This window comes from Enterococcus sp. DIV0213h, from assembly GCF_051711285.1.
GTDB lineage: Bacteria > Bacillota > Bacilli > Lactobacillales > Enterococcaceae > Enterococcus_D > Enterococcus_D casseliflavus.
The window spans coordinates 398675-418050 of record NZ_JBIOMH010000001.1 but is presented as its reverse complement, the minus strand read 5'-3'; the positions used below and the strand labels follow the sequence as shown (position 1 = coordinate 418050).

Genomic DNA, 19376 nt, shown 5'->3' with positions numbered 1-19376 from the left:
TCTAGCGGGCTAAGTTTTGTAGATTTTGCTGCCATTTCTCTGTTTGATAATCCAGCAACTCTTGATAGCCCGCTGCTTGTGCTTGGGCTTCCGCCTCAGCAAAGATGGCACGCACTTCTTCATCGCTGTCAGCAAAGATCGCTGAAGCATTGGCTTCTTCAAAAATATCGTTGATCCGTTGCTGAATAATTCCTTCTGGTGAGTCTGGCATCGGGTTGATCGCCGCAAATTCCGTGTCGTCTTTTTGCGTATCCCAAGTGATGGCATGCTGCCATTTCGTTGCCCAGTTCATTTGATCTTCTGGAAGATTTAACTCAAATTTTGTTTTGGTATTGTCTAAAAAGGCGGAGTTGCCGTTCCATTGGAAACTTGATGTTGCTTGCTCGATCTCTGAAACGCCTGCACTGTCTTCTGCATAGGCATCCGTAAATTGCGTATAGCCTTCTTCGTCAAAGCCATCCCAATACTGGCCTTCTGGACCAAACATCAAGATCGATTGGCCCAACGGTCCAGTCAACCAGTCTAAGAAGGCAAAGACTTTTTCTGGGTCTTCTGCATTTCTAGTAATGACACTGACATTCCACCCTAGCATTTCATAGGAACCTGGGAAAATATTGTCAGGGTCTAGTCCTGGTTTTGCAATCGGCTCGATATAGAAATACCCCGCATCTGGATTTTGTTCATGCAAGATGTAATGGGCATCGCGAGCATAGTTGGACGGGCTGGCAGCCGCATAGACAGCTACACGACCACTGGTTACTTTTTCTGCCACCATATCTGCATCTTGGGTCAAGGTATCTTGGGTCATCAAGCGCTCACGGTACAGTCTTGACGCATATTCAATCGATTCTACGTAGTTTTCATTGGCAAAGATCGAGGTCAATACGTCGCCTTCAGGAACAGCGCGAATGCGGATATCTGCTGGTGAACGCCCTTCTGCAAATGCGGAGTACAAGACATTGATCCCTTGTCCGCTGACATCTGTTTCAAATGGAATGACATCAGGAAACTCTGTTTGAACTTCTTTCAAATACTCATAAAGATCCTCTGTTGTTTTCAATTCTGGCGCACCTAAAGCATCATGGATCTCTTTATTGACGACATAACCGGCATTCCCGAAAGGCTCCGAGCTATACCAGTTGGGAAACTGATAAAGTTTGCCGTCTTCTGAACGAAGCATGTTCAGGATGTCTTCTCCCGCCCATTCTTTCAAGTTTGGATACTTATCCAAGTAATCATCAAATGGCACTAAGGCACCCGCTTCTCGCAGCCGTTCCACATCCGACCCTCGATCAAGCCAAATAAAATCAGGTAGATCATCGCCAGCGATCATTGTGCTTAGCCGCTGTGCTGCATTCCCGCCACCATCGATTGCGCGAATATCTACCTTGGTCAGTTCTTTGATAGCAGCAGTTGCTGGATCATCTCCCCAACGATCCATCGTGTACCAATCATAATTACCAAACATCGTGATCTCCAACGGTTCACTACCTAATTCAAAGACCTCCGAACTGTCACGGTCATTCGCTGCCGCCCCATCACTTTCTTTTGTCCCTGACTCACTGCCGCAAGCAGCCAGTAAGAGACTCATCGCAGTCACTGACAGCACGCTTTTTAATACCTTTGCTTTCATTCTTTTATCCCCTTTCAACGTTTCGTTCCTTCTCCCCTCTAATCAAGAGAGTTCCTCCTGCTCTGCTAATCTTTCAACGAGCCAATCAATACACCTTTTACAAAATACTTTTGGACAAACGGATAAACCATTACGATCGGCAAAGTCGCCACCATCATAATTGCCATTGATAAGGACTTGCCAGTGACACCAGTCATTTCCGCCAAACGTGCTGCTGAGCCAGAATCGATTTGACTCATTTGCGAACTCACCGTATTCGAATTCAAGACTCGCTGCAAAAAGGTCTGCAAGGGAATGAGATGATCTGAAGTAATGTAGATGCTTGGCATAAACCAATCATTCCAATGCCCAACGGCGGTAAATAGCGACAAAGTGGCAATGACTGGACCTGATAACGGCAAAATGATTCGGAAAAACGTGCCCCAATACCCACAACCATCAATTTTCGCTGAATCCTCCAATCCTTTCGGCAGTTGCTGAAAGAACGTACGGAAGATGATCATATTCCAAACACTGATCAGACCAGGAATGATCATTACCCAAAAAGAATCCATCAGTCCAAGTGAACGCACCACTAAAAAGGTTGGAATCAAGCCGCCGCTGAAGAACATCGTGAGGATGAAAAAAATCGTAATAAATTTTCGCCCCATCAGTTCTCTTTTTGACATTCCATATGCTGCCATCGCTGTCAGCATGATCGATGAAAACGTCCCGATCACTGTCCGTAAGACACTGATGAAAAAGGCATTCATCAAGCGCTGATCTTGAAAGACGATCTGATAGTTTTCCAACGTGAATTCTCTTGGCCAAAACGTGATCCCACCAGTCACCGTGTCACGTCCAGAATTAAAGGAAATCACCAGCGAATTCCAGAAGGGATAAAACGTCAAGAATGCAAGCGTTATCAAGAAGAGGTAAATAAAAATCATCATCGCTTGGTCGCCCCAATTTTTCTTCATTGTTCATTTCCTCCTCTGCTGATTACCATAAGCTGTGACCCACTTTGCGTGCGAAAAAGTTTGCTCCGCTCAAAAGAGTGACACTAATGACTGCTTTGAACAAACCAACAGCTGTTGCGTATGAATATTGAGAGTTGCTGATCCCTACCCGATACACATAGGTATCAATGACATCCGCCACATTTCTAAGAGCTGGATTGCTCCCCAGTAAAAGCAAATCTTCAAAGCCCGCATTCAATAAGTTGCCGATCTCCAAAATGAGAAAAATCGTAATGATTGGAACGATCGAAGGCAGAGTGATCAAAAAGACTTGCTGAAATTTCGTTGCGCCATCTAGTGATGCTGCTTCGTACAGTTGCGGATCGATCCCAGCAATGGCTGCCATATAGACGATCGAGCCAAAGCCAATCGATTTCCAAAGATTTGTCGTAACGATGATCGTCCAGAAATAGCGAGGGATCGATAAAAAGTTGATTGGTTCATCGATCAGGTTTAAACTCTCCAAAGCAATATTTAAGCTACCGTTATCCATCGATAAAATCGACATCGTAAACCCCGCCACGATCACCCATGATAAAAAGTGTGGGAGATAAGTAATCGTCTGCACCACACGCTTGAAGGCAACGTTCTTGACCTCGTTAAGCATCAATGCCAACAAAATCGGTGCTGGAAAACAAATAGCAATCTTTAGCACACTGATCATAATGGTATTCCGTAAAATTTCCCAAAAACGTGGTTCACTAAAAAAGCGCCGAAAATTATCAAAGCCGATCCATGGACTGCCTGTCATACCTTCAAAAATATTGTACTGTTGAAACGCCATCAAAATCCCGTACATTGGGATATAACTAAAAATGCATACCAGTAAGATCGCAGGCAGTACCATCATCTGCAGATCCCACTGAGCAAAATATCGCTGTATCCACTTTTTTTCCATCACATCTACTCCTTGTCTTCCCAATTCCACCTTGTCGCACCCACAATAGAAACCGCATACAAAATAAACAACGAACAATCTCTGCGTCCAGAGCCATCGAATCTCGATTCTTTTTTATTATAAATTAAGAATAACCACAATTCAATATAATGTTTATGTTTTTTGAATCATAATGGCTATTATATTAAGTTTTAAAACAATCACCCAAACTATTAAATAACAAAACAAGAAAAGTCAAATAGATTGGACCTGCTCTGCTAATACAGATAAACTACCGTTTTTTCAATGATTGGTCTTCAAATCGATGTAACAGGTTTTTGCACTCTTTCGTGCGAAATAAAAACAAAAGTTTCTTTTTTTGACAAAAAAAAAGAAAAAGCAGAGAATCGCCCTCTCTGCTTTTTCTTTCATAACCTATTATTTTTTAACGATAAACCACCATTCGATACCGATTGCATCATAGGTCGTCAACAACTTCCGTTTTTTGTCGATGAAGAACTCTTGGTTCTTCTCAGACAAGTGCTTTTCCAATGTATCGATATCTTCTTGACTGATGGAGATTTTCAAGAAGTCTAAGCCAAGCACCTCATGGGTCGGCAAATCGATCGTACCACCTTGTGCTTCAGTCAAGCCGACTTGGAAGTCACCATCATTGAGGATAAATTCCTTCGTTTCGGCTTCTTTTGTTTTCAAGCCTAAGCTTTCTTCTAAGAAAAGCTGCTCTTTGGCTAGATCACTGACGTTTAAATACAGCTTGCCAAAATGAGCTTCTTTTGATAAGCCAGCCGCTTTTGCAGGTGCCGCTTTGATCAATTCTGCTTCGTCTTTTGGTACCGCAGTTCCTGCGGGTGCTGTAAATAAGACTTCAATTTTGTTCCCTTCTGGATCAGCTATAATAAAGCCTAATTGATTCGCTTCATAACGAGCTTCTTCGAAAGCAATCGCTTTTTGTTGGGCATTGCTCGCGATAGTTGCCGCTTCTTCTAATGAAGATACGGCTAAGACGATGCGCTGCATTTTTTTGATCTCGCCGAAGTGATCGTTGGCACGCGGGCTTTCTTCCAACCATAAAACTTCTCTATCTAATCCTTTTAGACCAAAGATGGCCAATTCATTTTCTTCTCTTTTCAACTCAAAACCAAGTACATCCCGATAAAAGGCAATCGCTTGATCGCGGTCTTTTACCCGGATTGCAACAGTCAGCAACTTCGTACTGCTCCCCAATAAGAAATCTGTCATTGTTTCTCCCCCTACTTACATATGTACTCATTGTACTGATAAAACGAAATTCTAGCAAATGAAATCCCTACCTATTTTATTCTTTTTTTAGAGAAAATAAGAAGAAAAGCACAGAAAAGTCAGAATTTTGCATTTTTATGAGTAGAGAAGAGGCATTTGGGTGTTGCTAATGGCTTCAGCTACAGACAGCTGCGGCTGGACTTGCCGCGAGGATCTGGGTTCCTAAACGATCGATTCGATCGGTGATACAAACGGCAGCTACCCCTGCTTTCAAGGCTTTCTGCGCACTTTTTAGTTTTGGCAGCATGCCGCCTGTGACTACTTCTTCGGTGATCAAACGGGGGATCTCTTCAAAAGAAACAGCTGATAACCACTGGCTTTCTTGCTTGATCCCAGGGACATCCGTCAACAAATATAGTTTTTCGGCTTGTAAACTAGCAGCAACCTGACACGCTACTTCATCGGCATTGATGTTCAGCCATTGCCCCTCTGGGGTAATTCCTAGCGGTGCCAAGATCGGGACATGTTTTTTCTCTGTCAAGAGCTGCAGGAAAGCAGCGTTGATTTGTTGAACCTTCCCCACCTGTCCTAATTTTTCTTCATCAATGACTTCTCCTTGAATCAGTTGATCACAGCCAGCATTCAGTCCTACGGCATGGAACCCAGCTTGCTGGAAAGCGGTCGTGATCAGCGGTTGAACTTGTCCCAAAAGGACCATTCTAGTTACTTCAAGCGTCTGGGGGTCGGTCACCCGCAGGCCGTCTTTGATCGTGACTGTCAACGCCATTTTCTCCATCATTTCTGAGATGTAGTGACCACCGCCATGGACGATGACTACTTTTTTGCCCGCAGCTTGCCAATCTGCTATCGTCTCAAAGAATGACGGGGTTAAATTGTCTGAGGCGACACCGCCGATTTTTACTACGATCGTTTCCATCTACTCGCTCCTTTTTGTCTAGTACCTGATTTCTTTCAGGTATGATATAGTGCGTTGATTTTCACATAGTCATACGTCAGATCACAGCCCCAAGCGGTGCCAACACCTGCCCCTTCTTTCAGCTCGACAACGACTTTGACTTCATTTTCCGCCAATTGTTCTTGCATGATGGTTTCGTCAAAAGCTACCGGTGTCCCTTGGACAAAGACGGGAATGTCGGCTAATGCAATCGATACCGTTGCTGGATTGATCGGCTGCCCACTATAGCCCACTGCACATAAGATACGCCCCCAGTTCGGGTCTTTGCCAAAGAGGGCTGTTTTGACCAGTGGCGAACCGACGATGGTTTTGCTGATCATTCGGGCTGCTTCATCGGTCACAGCTCCACTCGTGTGAGCTTCGATCAATTTGCTGGCGCCTTCTCCGTCCTTTGCAACTGCTTTGGCTAGTGCGGTCAGAACTGCTTTGAGCATCCCTTTAAACTCATGATAAGCTGGCGTGTCAGCTTCAATTGTTGGATTTTTGGCTAACCCGTTGGCTAAAACTAACACCATATCATTGGTGGATGTATCGCCATCGACCGTGATTTGATTGAAGGTAACGTCGGTCAATTCTTTCAGCAGTGCTTGCAAGAGTGCTGGAGCGATCGCCGCATCCGTCGTAACAAAGGCCAGCATCGTAGCCATATTGGGATGGATCATACCAGACCCTTTGGCACAGCCCGCAACAGTCACCGTTTTGTCAGCGATCGTTGATTGGATGACACTGCTTTTTTCAGTCAGATCCGTCGTCAAAATCGCTCTTTGAAATCGGTGGGCATCCCCTTGCCTGTTTAGTTGCTGAATCCCTGCAGTGATTTTTTCCATCGGTAAGCTCTTACCAATGATCCCGGTGGAGGCTACCGCAAAGGCTTCGGGACTCGTATGCAGCTGGGCTGCTGCCAATTCTGCCATCTCTTGTGCATCTTTTAAACCTTGCTCCCCGGTACAAGCATTGGCATTGCCCGCATTGACGATCACGCCTTGCAAGGTGCCTGCTTGCATTTTTTCCTTTGTAACGAGAATGGGTGCCGCTTGTACTTGATTGGTGGTAAAGACTGCCGCAGCACTGGCTGGCACTTCAGAGACGATCCAACCAAGATCGACTTTCTCTTTCTTCAGACCGCAATGCAGACCGTCGGCAAAAAAACCTTTGGGGGTTGCGATCGTTCCTTCGATTTCTTTCATTTTCTTTCCTCCTACTGCCACCTTTTTGCGGATTGTCCACTGGCTGACACGAGTATCCTCACGCGTCTGTTGGCTATTTTATGGATATAACGGTGCTTGCATAAGACCAGTCGTTTCTGGTATCTTTGCCCATCGATTGAAGTTTTGGATCGCTTGGCCAGCAGCCCCTTTGCCTAAATTATCGATCACTGCGACAACGGTCAACACTTGGGTCAGCGGATTGAAACATATGCCAATGTCACAAAAATTCGTTCCCGTCACTTGCCGCAGCTCGGGCAGCTTTCCTAACGGTTGCACTCGGACAAACGGATGGTCTTGATACGTTTTTACGTACTGCTCATAGATGTCCTCTTGCGAAATCGCGTCTTTGATAGGCGCATAAAGCGTCATAAAGATCCCTCTTTTGACAGGCAGTAAGCTGGTAGAAAATTGGATCGGCGGCATTGCCTGATCCCATTGCTGAAACTGCTGCATGATCTCAGGAATATGCTGATGCTGATTTGGCTTATACATCGTCATGTTATCCGCAGCGGTTGCAAAGTGACTGCTGTCCGTCAATTTCTTACCAGCACCCGACAAACCCGACTTGCCATCAAAAATCAACGTACCGCTGAATAGTTTTTGCTGAACCAACGGCGCAGCAGCTAAAATGGCAGCAGTCGCATAACAGCCTGGATTGGCGATCAAATTGCCAGGAGTCGTTGCAAACTCAGGCAGCGAATAGGTCGCTTGTGCCAACAACTCGGCAGGTGCAGCTTCTTGGTGATACCATTTTTGATAGCTATCCCGATCCTTCAATCGCAGATCACCGGAAAGGTCAATCACTGGAAAGTCATTTGCGACAAGAGTCGCTGCGAGTTCTTTGCTGATTCCAGCAGGAGTCGCAAAAAACACGAGTTGATTTTCCTTTTGGATTTTTTCTGCATCAAAAGGTTCGATCAGCCGTTCTGTCAGTCCAATTAAATGAGGATACAAAACTGATGAATTTTCATGCATAGAATGACTATGCAAGGTGCCCACCTCCAATTGGGGATGTTGCTGGATCAAACGAATCAATTCAATTCCGGTATACCCTGTTACACCAACGATTGCTGCCTTCAAACACGTCACTCCTCAAAAGAATTTACTTAAGATTATAAGAAACTCCCATTGCTCTGTCAATGATTATTTATAAAACTATTCAAAATAAATTCGCTATTACTCGGTTTTTATAAGAAAAAAAGCCCGAAAAATCTATTTTTATGCAATTATGCTAAGACAGCTTGCAAAATCGCCAAGGCTGCTGTCGTTTCCTCTTGCGAGATCGTTAAAGGCGGCAGCAAGCGCAAAACCTTGGTTCCCGCTTTTAATGCGAGGAGGCCTTGGTTCCGCAGTTGGGTCAACACGGATTGCAAGCTTTCCGAATCGGCTAATTCGATACCGATCATCAATCCTTTCCCACGAATCGCCTGCACCTTAGATAGTCCTTGCAATCCGTCGAGAAACTGCTGCTGGCGCAATTGAACATTGACTTGAATGTCCCCTTCTTGCAACACACTGCAAACGGCACTAGCAGCGGCCATCGCTAATTTATTGCCACCAAAGGTCGAACCGTGACTACCGGGTCCAAAAGCCGTTTGCAAATGGCTTTTGCCTAGCATCGCTCCGACAGGGATCCCGTTACCAAGCCCTTTTGCTACGGTAAAAAGATCAGGTTCAATGCCATATCCTTCAAAAGCAAACAGTGTTCCTGTCCGTCCCATCCCGGTTTGGATCTCATCCACCACCAGTAGTACCCCCAACTCCTGACAAAGGGCTGCCACCGCTTGGACCCACGCCACCTCAGCAGGGATCACACCGCCTTCGCCTTGGATCAATTCTAAAAACACGGCTGCCGTCTGCTCATCTAAAACGGCTTGCAATGCCTCAAGGTCATTAAAGGGTACATACACCATCTCTGGTACTAACGGTCCAAACCCATCATGGATACTACTTTGCCCAGTCAAAGACATCGCCCCAAAGGTCCGACCATGGAAAGATTGTTCAAAACTAATGACTTTGCTGCGGCCAGTCGCTTTGCGAGCCAACTTTAAAGCAGCTTCGTTCGCCTCAGCGCCACTATTGCAAAAATAAGCCAGATACGGCTCGTCTGAAGCGCTCTTTTGATTTTGGGTCAGCTTTTGGGCAACTTCTTCTTGCAACTGGCTGTCATACAAATTCGGCACATGCCAAATCTGCTCTGCTTGTGTCATCAATGCGGCTTGCACTTTGGGATGCCCATAACCGAGATTAACGACCCCGATGCCGCTTGTTAAATCTAAATATTGGTTGCCTTGCGAATCTACCACATAGCTGCCGTTGCCTTGCTGGATATCGATGGGTAAACGGCTGTAATTAGGAAAAAGATGACTCATTGGTTTCACTCCTTGTCTTAGATTATTCGAAATTATGTATTAATATACATTTTAATCCAGTTAATTGCAATAAATATTTAAATTAAAGCGATAAAAATTCATAAAAAAAAGAAAGCAGTGACAATCACTACTTTCTTTCAGTCAACCTTTGGCGGTCTGTTTATCATCATTTGGGGAAGAATTTCTTTCATTACAAACAGTGGATCACGCCACTTCTTCTGAAAATTGACTGTTATACAGGTCTGCATAGAAACCGTTTTGTGCCATCAATTCCTCATGATTTCCAGTCTCAACAATGGACCCGTGATTCATCACGATGATATTGTCAGCATCACGAATCGTAGAGAGACGGTGAGCAACCACAAAGCTGGTCCGATTTTCTAACAAACGACCCATTGCTTTTTGGATCAAGATCTCCGTCCGCGTATCGACACTAGAAGTTGCTTCATCCAAAATCAAAACGTCGGGATCCGCTAAGAAGGCGCGGGCGATCGTGATCAGCTGACGTTGACCTTGGGAGATGTTGCTGGCTTCTTCATTCAAGACCGTATCATAGCCTTCTGGCAATTTGCGAACAAAATCATCCACATGGGCAGCTTTCGCCGCAGCGATCACTTGCTCTTTGGTTGCTTTTTCATTTCCATAATGAATGTTGTCATAGATGGAACCAGTAAACAACCACGTATCTTGCAGCACCATCGAGATATTACTACGCAACTCATCACGAGTCAAGTCTCGGGTATCTTTGCCATCGTAACGAATGCTACCGCCAGAAACATCATAAAAACGTTCCAAGAGATTGATCAGCGTGGTTTTCCCAGCGCCGGTAGGTCCTACGATAGCCACCATCTCACCAGCTTTAACATCCAGATTAAAATCGGTCATCAATAATTTGTCTGGCGCATAACCAAATTGAACATGATCGAAACGAACTTTGTATTCACTGTCTTCCACTGGCAATCCAGAAGGCTCATCAGTCATTTCTTCTTCATCCAAGACTTCAAAGACCCGTTCGGCAGATGCAACGGTTGATTGGATGGTGTTTAGTAAGCTAGCGATTTGAGTGATTGGTTGAGAGAATTGATTGGTGTATTGCAAGAATGCTTGCACATCCCCTAACGTCATGTTCCCATTCGCCACTTTGATCCCACCAAGGACAGCCACGAAGACATAGCCTAAGTTTTTAATGAAGTTCATCAAGGGCATAATGATCGCTGAAATAAATTGGGCTTTCCAACCAGCGGAATACAGACGGTCATTTTCTTCTTCAAAAACGACTTGATCGGCGGCTTCATGGTTGAAGGTTTTGACAACGGTATGACCGCCGTAAGTTTCTTCGACTTGGTCATTGAGCAATCCTAAACTTTTTTGTTGTGCCGCAAAGAATTTTTGCGATTTTGGTGCGACGATCATCACGACGATCAAGCTTAAAGGAACCGTTGCTAAAGCAACCAAAGTCAGTTGCCAACTGATCGTCAGCATCATCCACAAAACCCCGATAAAGGTCACGACACTCGTAATAAATTGGGTCAAGTTTTGTTGCAGGGTACTTGCGATATTATCCATATCATTGATCGCCCGTGACATGATATCCCCATTTGAGTGAGTATCATAGTAAGAGATCGGCAAGCGGTTCATTTTTTCATCTAAGTCACGACGCAGCTCATAAACCGTCCGTTGCGAGACACGGGTCATAATAAACTGTTGTAGAAAGTTGAAGACGGCTGAAATCACATACATGCCGATCGCGATCAAAATGATTTGACCAACTTTCTCAAAATCGATAGGAAATTCTGTTACCTGTTGGCCGGCTTGCATCTGCTGCGCACCGATCATGACACCTTTAAAAATTTCAGTGGTCGCTTCCCCTAAAATTTTCGGTGTTTGGATTTGGAAGATCACGGCTGCGATCGCTAAAACGAAGACGGCAATGATAGCGATGGAGCGTTTCGACATGTACCCGAAAAGCCGTTTGACCGTCCCCCAAAAGTTTTTTGGTTTTGGTCCTTTGGCACCGATGTTACGGCCTGGACCGCCGCCCATTGGTCCGCCACGGTGTTGTGTTGTTGTTTTCTTTTCACTCATGCAAGATCCTCCTCTCTCAATTGTGAAGAAACGATTTCTTGGTAGGTTTCATTGTCTGCCATTAATGATTCATGGGTCCCTTTTCCTACGAGTTTTCCTTCATCCAATACTAAGATCGTATCGGCATCCATGACGGTGCTGACCCGTTGGGCAACCACGACCATAATGCTGTCTTGCATGTCGCGTTTCAGCGCTGCTCGTAAGTTAGCATCGGTTTTGAAGTCCAGTGCGGAGAAGGAATCATCAAAGACATAGACATCTGCTTGTTTCACTAACGCACGAGCGATCGCTAAACGTTGACGTTGTCCACCAGAGAAGTTGCCGCCGCCTTGTTCTACACGGCTATCTAAGCCATCTGCCAGTTCGGAGACAAAATCTTTGGCTTGGGCGATCTCTAAGGCTTGCCAGATTTCTTCATCTGATGCATCGGGTTTTCCGTATTTCATATTTTCACGAATGGTACCAGAAAACAGTACCGCTTTTTGCGGAACAAAGCCCACGACTTCTCGTAGATTGTGCTGGGTGACTTCTGCAATATTGACCCCATTGATTTTGATTGCACCAGACTCCACATCGTACAAACGAGGCAAGAGATTGACTAAGGTCGTTTTCCCTGAGCCCGTCCCACCGATGATGGCAACAAAATCACCAGATTTTGCTTGAAAATCGATATCTTCCAACGCCAATTTCTCAGCGCCTTGGTAGCGATACGCCACATGGTCAAAGGCCAAGGTTGCTTGGTCCCCTTGTAAGCTCAATGTCGCTGGTGTTTTTGGATCGAGAATTTCATCTTCTTCATTTAAGACTTCGTTGATCCGATCAGCTGATGCTTGGGCTCTTGGCACCATCACGAAGATCATGGACAGCATCATAAAGCTGATCAAAATTTGCATTGCATAGGTCATAAACGCAATCAAGTTTCCGACTTCTAAAGTCATTTCGGCAATATAATGACCCCCAAACCATGTGATGGCAATGTTCGTCCCACTCATGATCAACGTCATCAATGGCATCATCAATGCGACGATGGTGTTTACTTTAATCGCGGTGTGGGTGTAATCTTTGTTGGCTTCATCAAAGCGATTCGCTTCATAATCCGTCTTGTCAAATGCCCGAATAACGCGGACCCCCGTCAAGCCTTCACGAAAGACTAAGTTCAAACGGTCGGTTTTCTTTTGCATACTTTTGAATAAAGGAACGGCAAAATACATAATACCGCCGACCAATACCAGCATGATAGGAATAACGACTAAAAAGATTCGGGTTAATTGGGCATCTTTTTGATAGGCCAAGAAACTCGCCCCAATCAGTGTGATCGGTGCATTGATCATCATACGTAAAAACATTTGCGTCACCATTTGAATTTGGTTGACGTCGTTGGTGGTTCTTGTAATCAATGATGCGGTCCCAAATTTATCAAAAGATCGAGAAGAAAAATTCTCAACTTTTTGGTAAATGTCCGAACGTAGTTTTTGTCCTAATTTTTGTGATTCTCTTGTTGCGAAATACGTATTTCCTAAAGCGGCGATGATACTGATCAATGAAAAGCCGATCATGTAAAAGCCGGTTTTCCAAATGTAATCAATGTCGCCTGTCGCCACCCCATTGTTGATAATATTGGAAGTCAATGTCGGTAGATACAAATCAGAAACGACTTGGATCACCATAAACACCACTGCCATGATTATGGAAATGACGGATACGCGTTTTATCAGCTTAATCATAGGTTTCCCCTCTTTCTTTTTTTGCGCCCTCTCTTAACCAGCGGACTTTACTGTTGAAATCAGCGATCGCTTCAGCAGGATCATAGTCTGGATCAAACGCTGATTGGCGATAGGCTTCGGCAATCGTCGAAAAAACGGTATGCATCAGCAGCTGGATCAGCATTTTCAACTCATGGTCGTCTTTGACTTTCAATAAATCTTTGTCGACCTCTGACAAAAAGATGGCTTGCTGCTTCTGCCGATCGGCTTTGTTTTCTTGATGCATCTTGTGCTGCATCTCTGGCACGACTTTATGGAAGGAACGATAATCCATACTCATAAATAAATTGCGGTAAAAGTTTGCGTTTTTGCCTTTGAAAACCTCGGCGATCATCCGTGAAAAGTACCATTCGAACCCCGCAAACAGATCCCCGTTTTCATGTTGGATCGATTTCAGCAGATCTCGCTGACTATTTTTTTTCAACGTATGGAAATAATAGTAATAAAGATCTTCTTTGTTTTCGAAGTATTGGTAAAAACTCCCGCGAGGAATCTCGGCATCTTTGATGATGTTGGCGATCGAGGCGTCTTTCAGCGGCAGTCTTGAGAATTCTTTTTTCGCCGCATTTAAGATGCGCTTTTGTTTTTCTGGCGGCAAGTGAAAAAATGTATCGGTCGGCATCACAAGCAACTCCTTTCTAATTTAAAATAAATCACAGCTCTCGATATGACACGTTGTCATATGACACTGTGTCATTATACACCCCTCACCAGAGAATGCAAGAATTTAAATTTGACTTTTTTATGAAGGAATCGATTCTGGTCTTTTTATAAAGGGCGTTATTTGAAAAGAAATAACCAATGAAATTTCTGAAAACAAAAAACCTTCGTTTCCCTGATGGAAAACGAAGGTTGCTATTTTTTCATTCTGACGATTATAAATAACAATCATTTTTTCTTGCGGCGCCATAGAATCAAGAAAACGATCAGCAGCAGGATAACACCTGCGATCAGTAAGGTATAGCTTGGCGCTTCATTGGTTTTAGGTAATGTTTTTTCACCATCGGCAGTAGCGTTGGCCTCTTTCGAAGAAGTCGTTGTCGCTGTTTCTTGAGCACTCGTCGATGTTGCGGTCGCTTCTTCAGTCGTACTCGTTTGCGTGCCTGTAGGCAGATACATGGAATCATTTGCCGCTTGAATGATATAAGAGATCCGTCCTGGGACAAAGGCACCTGGATCGACTTGCATCTCTTGTTCCATCTGATTTAAATTGGTCAAAATTGAGATCATCCATTCGTTGGAAACGGCTTGATTCAAATGTAAAAAGACTCCGTCTGCTGGATAGACGACCCGTAAATATTCCTGCAGCTGATCCACAACAGGAATCAAGTCAGCAAAACTGGCGTAGCTATTTGCATCAAAAGCCAATTGCGGCTCAATGGCTTCCCAGGATAACGTCTGATCGACAAACAAGGCACCGATGATTTTTGCTAAGTAAGCAATATCAAAGCCCATCGCATCACTGGAATAACGTAGCGCCAGGCGATTGCCATTGGTCAATTCTTCATCTGTCAACTGGTCCAACTGTTCTTGGGTAAATGCGGTCACACTTCCTTCAGTGATCCCTTGGGTTAAGGCGCTACGCAGCGAACTAGGTTCATCGGCTAACGTGTTGATCTCACTGACATCTTGCGTCCCCGTCTCTGCTTGGATCGAGGCAATAACAGCTTCGGAATCGACTGGTTCTTGATTCTCGGTAGTCGTAGTTTCTGAAGCAGCGGATTGATCCGTCTCTTGATTTTCTACTGTACTTTCTTGGACAGCAGCTTGTGTCTGATCCGTTCCTGATTGCTCCTCTGATGAAAGCGTCTCGCTAACGGCAGCCTGATTGCCACTTTCACTCGTAGCTGTTTCATCTGCATGAACCATCAGTGGTGAAAAAGCCAGCGTCATTAGTCCGAACCAAATTATTTTTTTCATCCTCATTGCCTCCTCGAATGGGATCACTCCCTTTGTAACGAAACTGTAACATAAAGGAAAATTTTTCGCAATCTATTTAGTAACTTCTTAAAAAAAACCTCTATCTTTATCCGATAGAGGTTTTAACATTATTTTATCGTTGCCACATGCATGACGGCTTGACCCGCTTTTGTTTCTGTTCCTGGTAACCCTTCGATATTGGCTACTTGCTCCATATTGGTGATGATCACGAGCATCTCAGAAGCTTTGCCTTTAGCCGTCAACTGTGCCAAATCGACTTGGGCAACTTGGGTAGCTGGTGTCACGGCTTGGCCTTCCTCCACCAGGATCTCAAAAGGTGCTCCTTGCAATTCGACGGTGTCAACACCCATGTGCAGCAGAATCTCTAGCCCGCTGGCAGTCTTGATCCCCAATGCATGTTTCGTGGGAAAAATCGTCGTGACGGTTCCTGCTGCTGGTGCATAGATCGCACCATTGTCTGGCAAGACGAAATACCCGTCGCCCATCATTTTTTGCGAAAATACCGGATCACTTGATGCACTGATCGCTTTTGTCGTGCCTGTGGCTACTGCGTATAAAGGGGTATCGATCGGTTCTTTTGATGGAGTTGCTGTCATTTCCTTTGCAGCCGTTTCACTCGTTTCTTTTGGTTGCGGTTGCACAGTAACGGTTGCAGCTGGTTTTGCTTCTTCTGCCTCGCTTTCTTTGACTGCTTCTAAGCGATCTTTCGGAATCCCAAAGAAGTAGGTGGCAACGAAGCCGCCAGCATAGCCTGCTAACAAGCCGAAAATATAGCCCATCCAACGGCCGTTGGCAATCAAGGGGATCAAAGCTAGCCCTGATGGTCCAATCGCCGTTGCGCCGATATTTGTCAAAGCGCCAATGACCGCACCACCGATCCCACCACCAATACAAGCAGTGATAAATGGTCGACCTAATGGCAACGTCACTCCATAGATCAATGGTTCGCCGATGCCTAAGATCCCAACTGGCAATGCACCTTTGATCATTTCAGAAAGCTCTTTGTCTTTACGTAGTCGTACCCATAAGGCTAAAGCTGCACCGACTTGACCAGCACCAGCCATGGCTAAGATCGGTAATAATTGCGTGCTGCCTGTTGCTTCGATCATTTGAATGTGGATCGGGGTCAAAATTTGATGCAAACCAAACATGACCATTGGTAGGAAGGCCGCCCCTAAGACAAACCCAGAGAAAGCACCGCCCACGTTCAAGACCCAAGTGATCGAACCGACTAAGCTGTCAGAGATCAGACCTGCCAATGGCATGATCAAGAAAATCTCCGTCAAACCGATGATCAGCAAACACAACGTCGGGGTCACGATAATATCGATTGCTTCAGGAATCACTCGATGCAGCACTGCCTCTAATTTCGCCAAAAGCCATACTGCGAAGATCACACCGATGATCCCTCCTTGGTTGGCAGCTAAAGCTTCGCCAGTGAACAAGTTTTGGATCGGGGCTTCTGGGTTCATACCTGTCAGCAAGATGATCGAACCGATCACGCCACCAAGGGTGGGATTGGCTTTAAAGACCTGCGCTGCATTGACCCCAGTAAAGATCGCTAAATAGGTGAACATCCCATTTCTGAGGACGTTTAAAATCATGACATAATAATTCCAAGTATCTCCATCTAATCGGCCAGCCGTGATCATGTTGGTCAGAACAGAAGCGATCCCTGCGACGAGTCCTGCACCAACGAAGGCTGGAATCATTGGAACAAAGATATTAGAAATATCTTTCAGCAGCGACTTTAATGGCGATGATTTTTGTTTGGCTTTTTGGGCTGCTTTCATCTCTGCCGTTTTTTCTGATAACGCCTCTTTGCCTGATTTTTGCGGTGGGATCTCTTGCCCTAAATCAACACCAGCTTTTGCCACCATTGCATTGGCTACTTTGTTGACTTTCCCTGGTCCGATAATGACTTGCAGCTGCTCATCATTGACCACACCCATCACACCGGGAATCTCTTTTAACCCTTGTTGATCGACCTTGTCGTGGTCGCGGACGGTCATTCGTACGCGAGTCATACAGTGATTGACTGTTTCTACGTTGTCCATTCCGCCGGCTTCTTGAAAAATCTTCTCCGCTAACTCTTCTACCGTCAGTGTTTCTTTTGCCATTACTTTTCTCCTCCTAACGCCGTTTTGACAAACCCTTGTGCCGTGGCAAGTTTTGCTTGTGCTTCGTCTTTCGTGCTATCAGTCAACAGCATCACGATCGCCAATTTGACATTCTGATCTGCTTCTTCAAATGCCGCGGCGGCTGTTTCATAATCAGCTTCAGTCGCCTGCATGATGATCCGTTTTGAGCGTTCCACCAATTTTTCGTTGGTCGCTTTCACGTCGACCATCAAATTATTGTAGACTTTGCCGATCCCTACCATCGATAACGTCGAGATCATATTCAAAATCAGTTTTTGGGCAGTCCCAGATTTCAAACGAGTCGAACCTGTCAGAAATTCTGGTCCACAATCGACCTCGATTGGAAAGCTGGCATGCTGAGAGATCTCCGCGTCTTTATTACAAGCGATCGTAGCCGTTGTGGCACCGAGCTCATTGGCATAGTCAAGCGCCCCGATCACGTAAGGGGTTCTGCCACTGGCAGCGATCCCGATCACCATATCATTTTGGTTCAACTTCAAATCGACAAGGTCTTGTTTGCCTAGCGTTAAGGAGTCTTCTGCTCCTTCGACAGCGACCGTCATCGCTTCTTCGCCACCGGCGATCAGACCGACCACCATCTCAGGTGATACCCCAAAGGTTGGGACACATTCGGCCGCATCCAAGACCCCTAATCGACCACTCGTCCCAGCGCCAAGATAAATCAAGCGTCCGCCCTTTTTAAAAGCGACGATGGTTTGTTCAATCACTTTTTCAATACTAGGAATTTCTTTTTCCACCGCATAGGCAACTTTTTGATCTTCTTGGTTCATTTTTTGACACGCTTCTAAAATCGTCATTTCATCTAAATTGCTCGTTTCACTATTGCGTCGTTCGGTCGTTAATTTGTCTAAATTGATTTTATTCATCGGAATCATCTCTTTCTAATTTAAATCGCATCCCTGCTTTGATTTGTTGGATCAACGGCAGATCGGCTGGTATCACCTGAGCGGCGAGGTTGACTTTTGGGTCTGCCGGCAAAGGTCGTTTGCACACCTGGATCTCTCCCATATAGCGCAAGTACTCTTGGTTATCGATCGTCACAGCCCCCACTGGCCGCTCTTGACTAAGTTCAGGTTTGACTTCTGGAATGGCATTGAAACGGGCATCGGCGCTGCGCAAGACATCCCGAGCTTCATCGTAACGATTTTGGTGATTCCCTAAGACGTGTTCAAAGTAAGTGGAACCAAGATCTTTGACCCGCAAAACGATCCGCGCTTCTTGCAGATACGTCGCAAACTGCTGGGCACTTTTTTCAGAAACCATGCCATCGCCAATGTAAACAGCATCGACTGAGCCAGTTGCCAATAAGTCGATCGCTGCGGCAAAAGGCGACCAGTTGCGGTGTCTTTCCAGTGTGGGTAATCCTTGAAATAACGGTCCGCGTTTCTTGGCATCCCCTGGAACAAAGGCTTGGACGAAAAAGCCTTGTGCTTTCAACCAGCGGTTCTTCTCCTGAAACCAGCCAACATCCAGTCCCGTTTCTGGTCGGGGGTAATAATTGTGCCAAGCTTCCAAACGAGTAAAATCGGCTCCATACGCCTGCAGCTCTCGAATGTCTTTTTCCGTCAATGTACTGGCATTCAAACTGATGGTCATTTCTTTTGAAAAAGCTGCGATTTGCTGATTGTCGATCGCATAATCCATTCGTAAACCAGTGACACCGATCTCCCTTAGTTCCGCCAGATTGTCGATGGAAAAGCCCGCTTCTGCTAATGCGTTTCCAGAAATATCTACCATTAAAGACAGCTGATGGTCTTTTGCGAAACCTCCCAAGTCCGTCAAACGCTGCCGAAAAGTACTGCGATCATCTTCTGGTATGTGCATGGAGGTGAAAATCCCTTTAAAGCCTGATGCCATCGCAGTCATCTGCTCAAGTTCTGCTGCCGTCAAGTCTTCGTTCATAAATACAGAAAAGCCGAACATCTCTTTGCCTCCTTGATGGGTCACTTTCGTGATACCGTTTTCTATAAAAGCATTATAACTGATTCTTTTCCCATTCGCAACTATATTTCATAATTAAATCATTAATATAGAAATATCGTTTCATTTAATAAGAAAGCTTTACCGTTTAAACTTTCTTATGCCCTTCTTTCTACACTTA

At 45.1% G+C, this 19376-nt stretch carries 15 protein-coding genes; all 15 read right to left on the bottom strand.

The features are described 5' to 3' along the window. Position 1 precedes the first annotated feature (1 nt). A complete protein-coding gene (locus tag IGI77_RS01995; protein WP_438769305.1) occupies positions 2–1633 on the bottom strand; it encodes an extracellular solute-binding protein in 1632 nt (543 codons plus the stop codon). 65 nt (positions 1634–1698) lie between these two features. Then, positions 1699–2592, bottom strand: a complete 894-nt coding sequence (locus IGI77_RS01990) for a carbohydrate ABC transporter permease (protein WP_005227226.1) — start codon at positions 2590–2592, stop codon at positions 1699–1701. 22 nt (positions 2593–2614) lie between these two features. After that, on the bottom strand, positions 2615–3529 hold the full coding sequence (locus IGI77_RS01985; RefSeq protein WP_438769303.1) for an ABC transporter permease: 915 nt from the start codon (positions 3527–3529) through the stop codon (positions 2615–2617). A 417-nt stretch (positions 3530–3946) separates the two neighbouring features. Beyond that, entirely contained in the window at positions 3947–4768 is an 822-nt protein-coding gene (locus tag IGI77_RS01980; protein ID WP_015508862.1) for a VOC family protein, read from the bottom strand. A 175-nt stretch (positions 4769–4943) separates the two neighbouring features. Next, positions 4944–5705 carry an acetylglutamate kinase gene (gene argB / locus IGI77_RS01975; RefSeq protein WP_074535346.1) on the bottom strand — a complete coding sequence of 254 codons (762 nt, stop codon included), beginning with the start codon at positions 5703–5705 and terminating at the stop codon, positions 4944–4946. A gap of 35 nt (positions 5706–5740) precedes the next feature. Then, positions 5741–6931 (bottom strand): bifunctional glutamate N-acetyltransferase/amino-acid acetyltransferase ArgJ, encoded by a 1191-nt coding sequence (argJ, locus tag IGI77_RS01970; RefSeq protein ID WP_142965004.1) that lies wholly within the window; start codon positions 6929–6931, stop codon positions 5741–5743. A 78-nt stretch (positions 6932–7009) separates the two neighbouring features. Further along, positions 7010–8032 (bottom strand): N-acetyl-gamma-glutamyl-phosphate reductase, encoded by a 1023-nt coding sequence (argC, locus tag IGI77_RS01965; RefSeq protein WP_016609579.1) that lies wholly within the window; start codon positions 8030–8032, stop codon positions 7010–7012. Between the two features lie 146 nt (positions 8033–8178). Beyond that, positions 8179–9324 (bottom strand): acetylornithine transaminase, encoded by a 1146-nt coding sequence (locus tag IGI77_RS01960; RefSeq protein WP_086294467.1) that lies wholly within the window; start codon positions 9322–9324, stop codon positions 8179–8181. A gap of 204 nt (positions 9325–9528) precedes the next feature. Beyond that, complete coding sequence (locus tag IGI77_RS01955; protein WP_005227219.1) at positions 9529–11409, bottom strand: ABC transporter ATP-binding protein; 1881 nt, start codon at positions 11407–11409, stop codon at positions 9529–9531. Beyond that, positions 11406–13133: an ABC transporter ATP-binding protein gene (locus tag IGI77_RS01950; RefSeq protein ID WP_005227218.1), complete on the bottom strand. Its 1728-nt coding sequence runs from the start codon at positions 13131–13133 to the stop codon at positions 11406–11408. The genes IGI77_RS01955 and IGI77_RS01950 overlap by 4 nt, the downstream gene beginning before the upstream one ends. Further along, a complete protein-coding gene (locus IGI77_RS01945; protein WP_005227217.1) occupies positions 13126–13794 on the bottom strand; it encodes a TetR/AcrR family transcriptional regulator in 669 nt (222 codons plus the stop codon). The genes IGI77_RS01950 and IGI77_RS01945 overlap by 8 nt, the downstream gene beginning before the upstream one ends. Before the next feature lie 266 nt (positions 13795–14060). After that, positions 14061–15092, bottom strand: coding sequence for an LPXTG cell wall anchor domain-containing protein (locus tag IGI77_RS01940; RefSeq protein WP_086294464.1), 1032 nt, complete (start codon positions 15090–15092; stop codon positions 14061–14063). 128 nt (positions 15093–15220) lie between these two features. Then, positions 15221–17233, bottom strand: a complete 2013-nt coding sequence (locus IGI77_RS01935; protein ID WP_438769301.1) for a glucose PTS transporter subunit IIA — start codon at positions 17231–17233, stop codon at positions 15221–15223. Next, on the bottom strand, positions 17233–18141 hold the full coding sequence (murQ, locus tag IGI77_RS01930; protein ID WP_010748684.1) for an N-acetylmuramic acid 6-phosphate etherase: 909 nt from the start codon (positions 18139–18141) through the stop codon (positions 17233–17235). The genes IGI77_RS01935 and murQ overlap by 1 nt, the downstream gene beginning before the upstream one ends. Further along, a complete protein-coding gene (locus tag IGI77_RS01925) occupies positions 18134–19198 on the bottom strand; it encodes a DUF871 domain-containing protein (RefSeq protein ID WP_438769299.1) in 1065 nt (354 codons plus the stop codon). The genes murQ and IGI77_RS01925 overlap by 8 nt, the downstream gene beginning before the upstream one ends. Between the last annotated feature and the right edge of the window lie 178 nt (positions 19199–19376).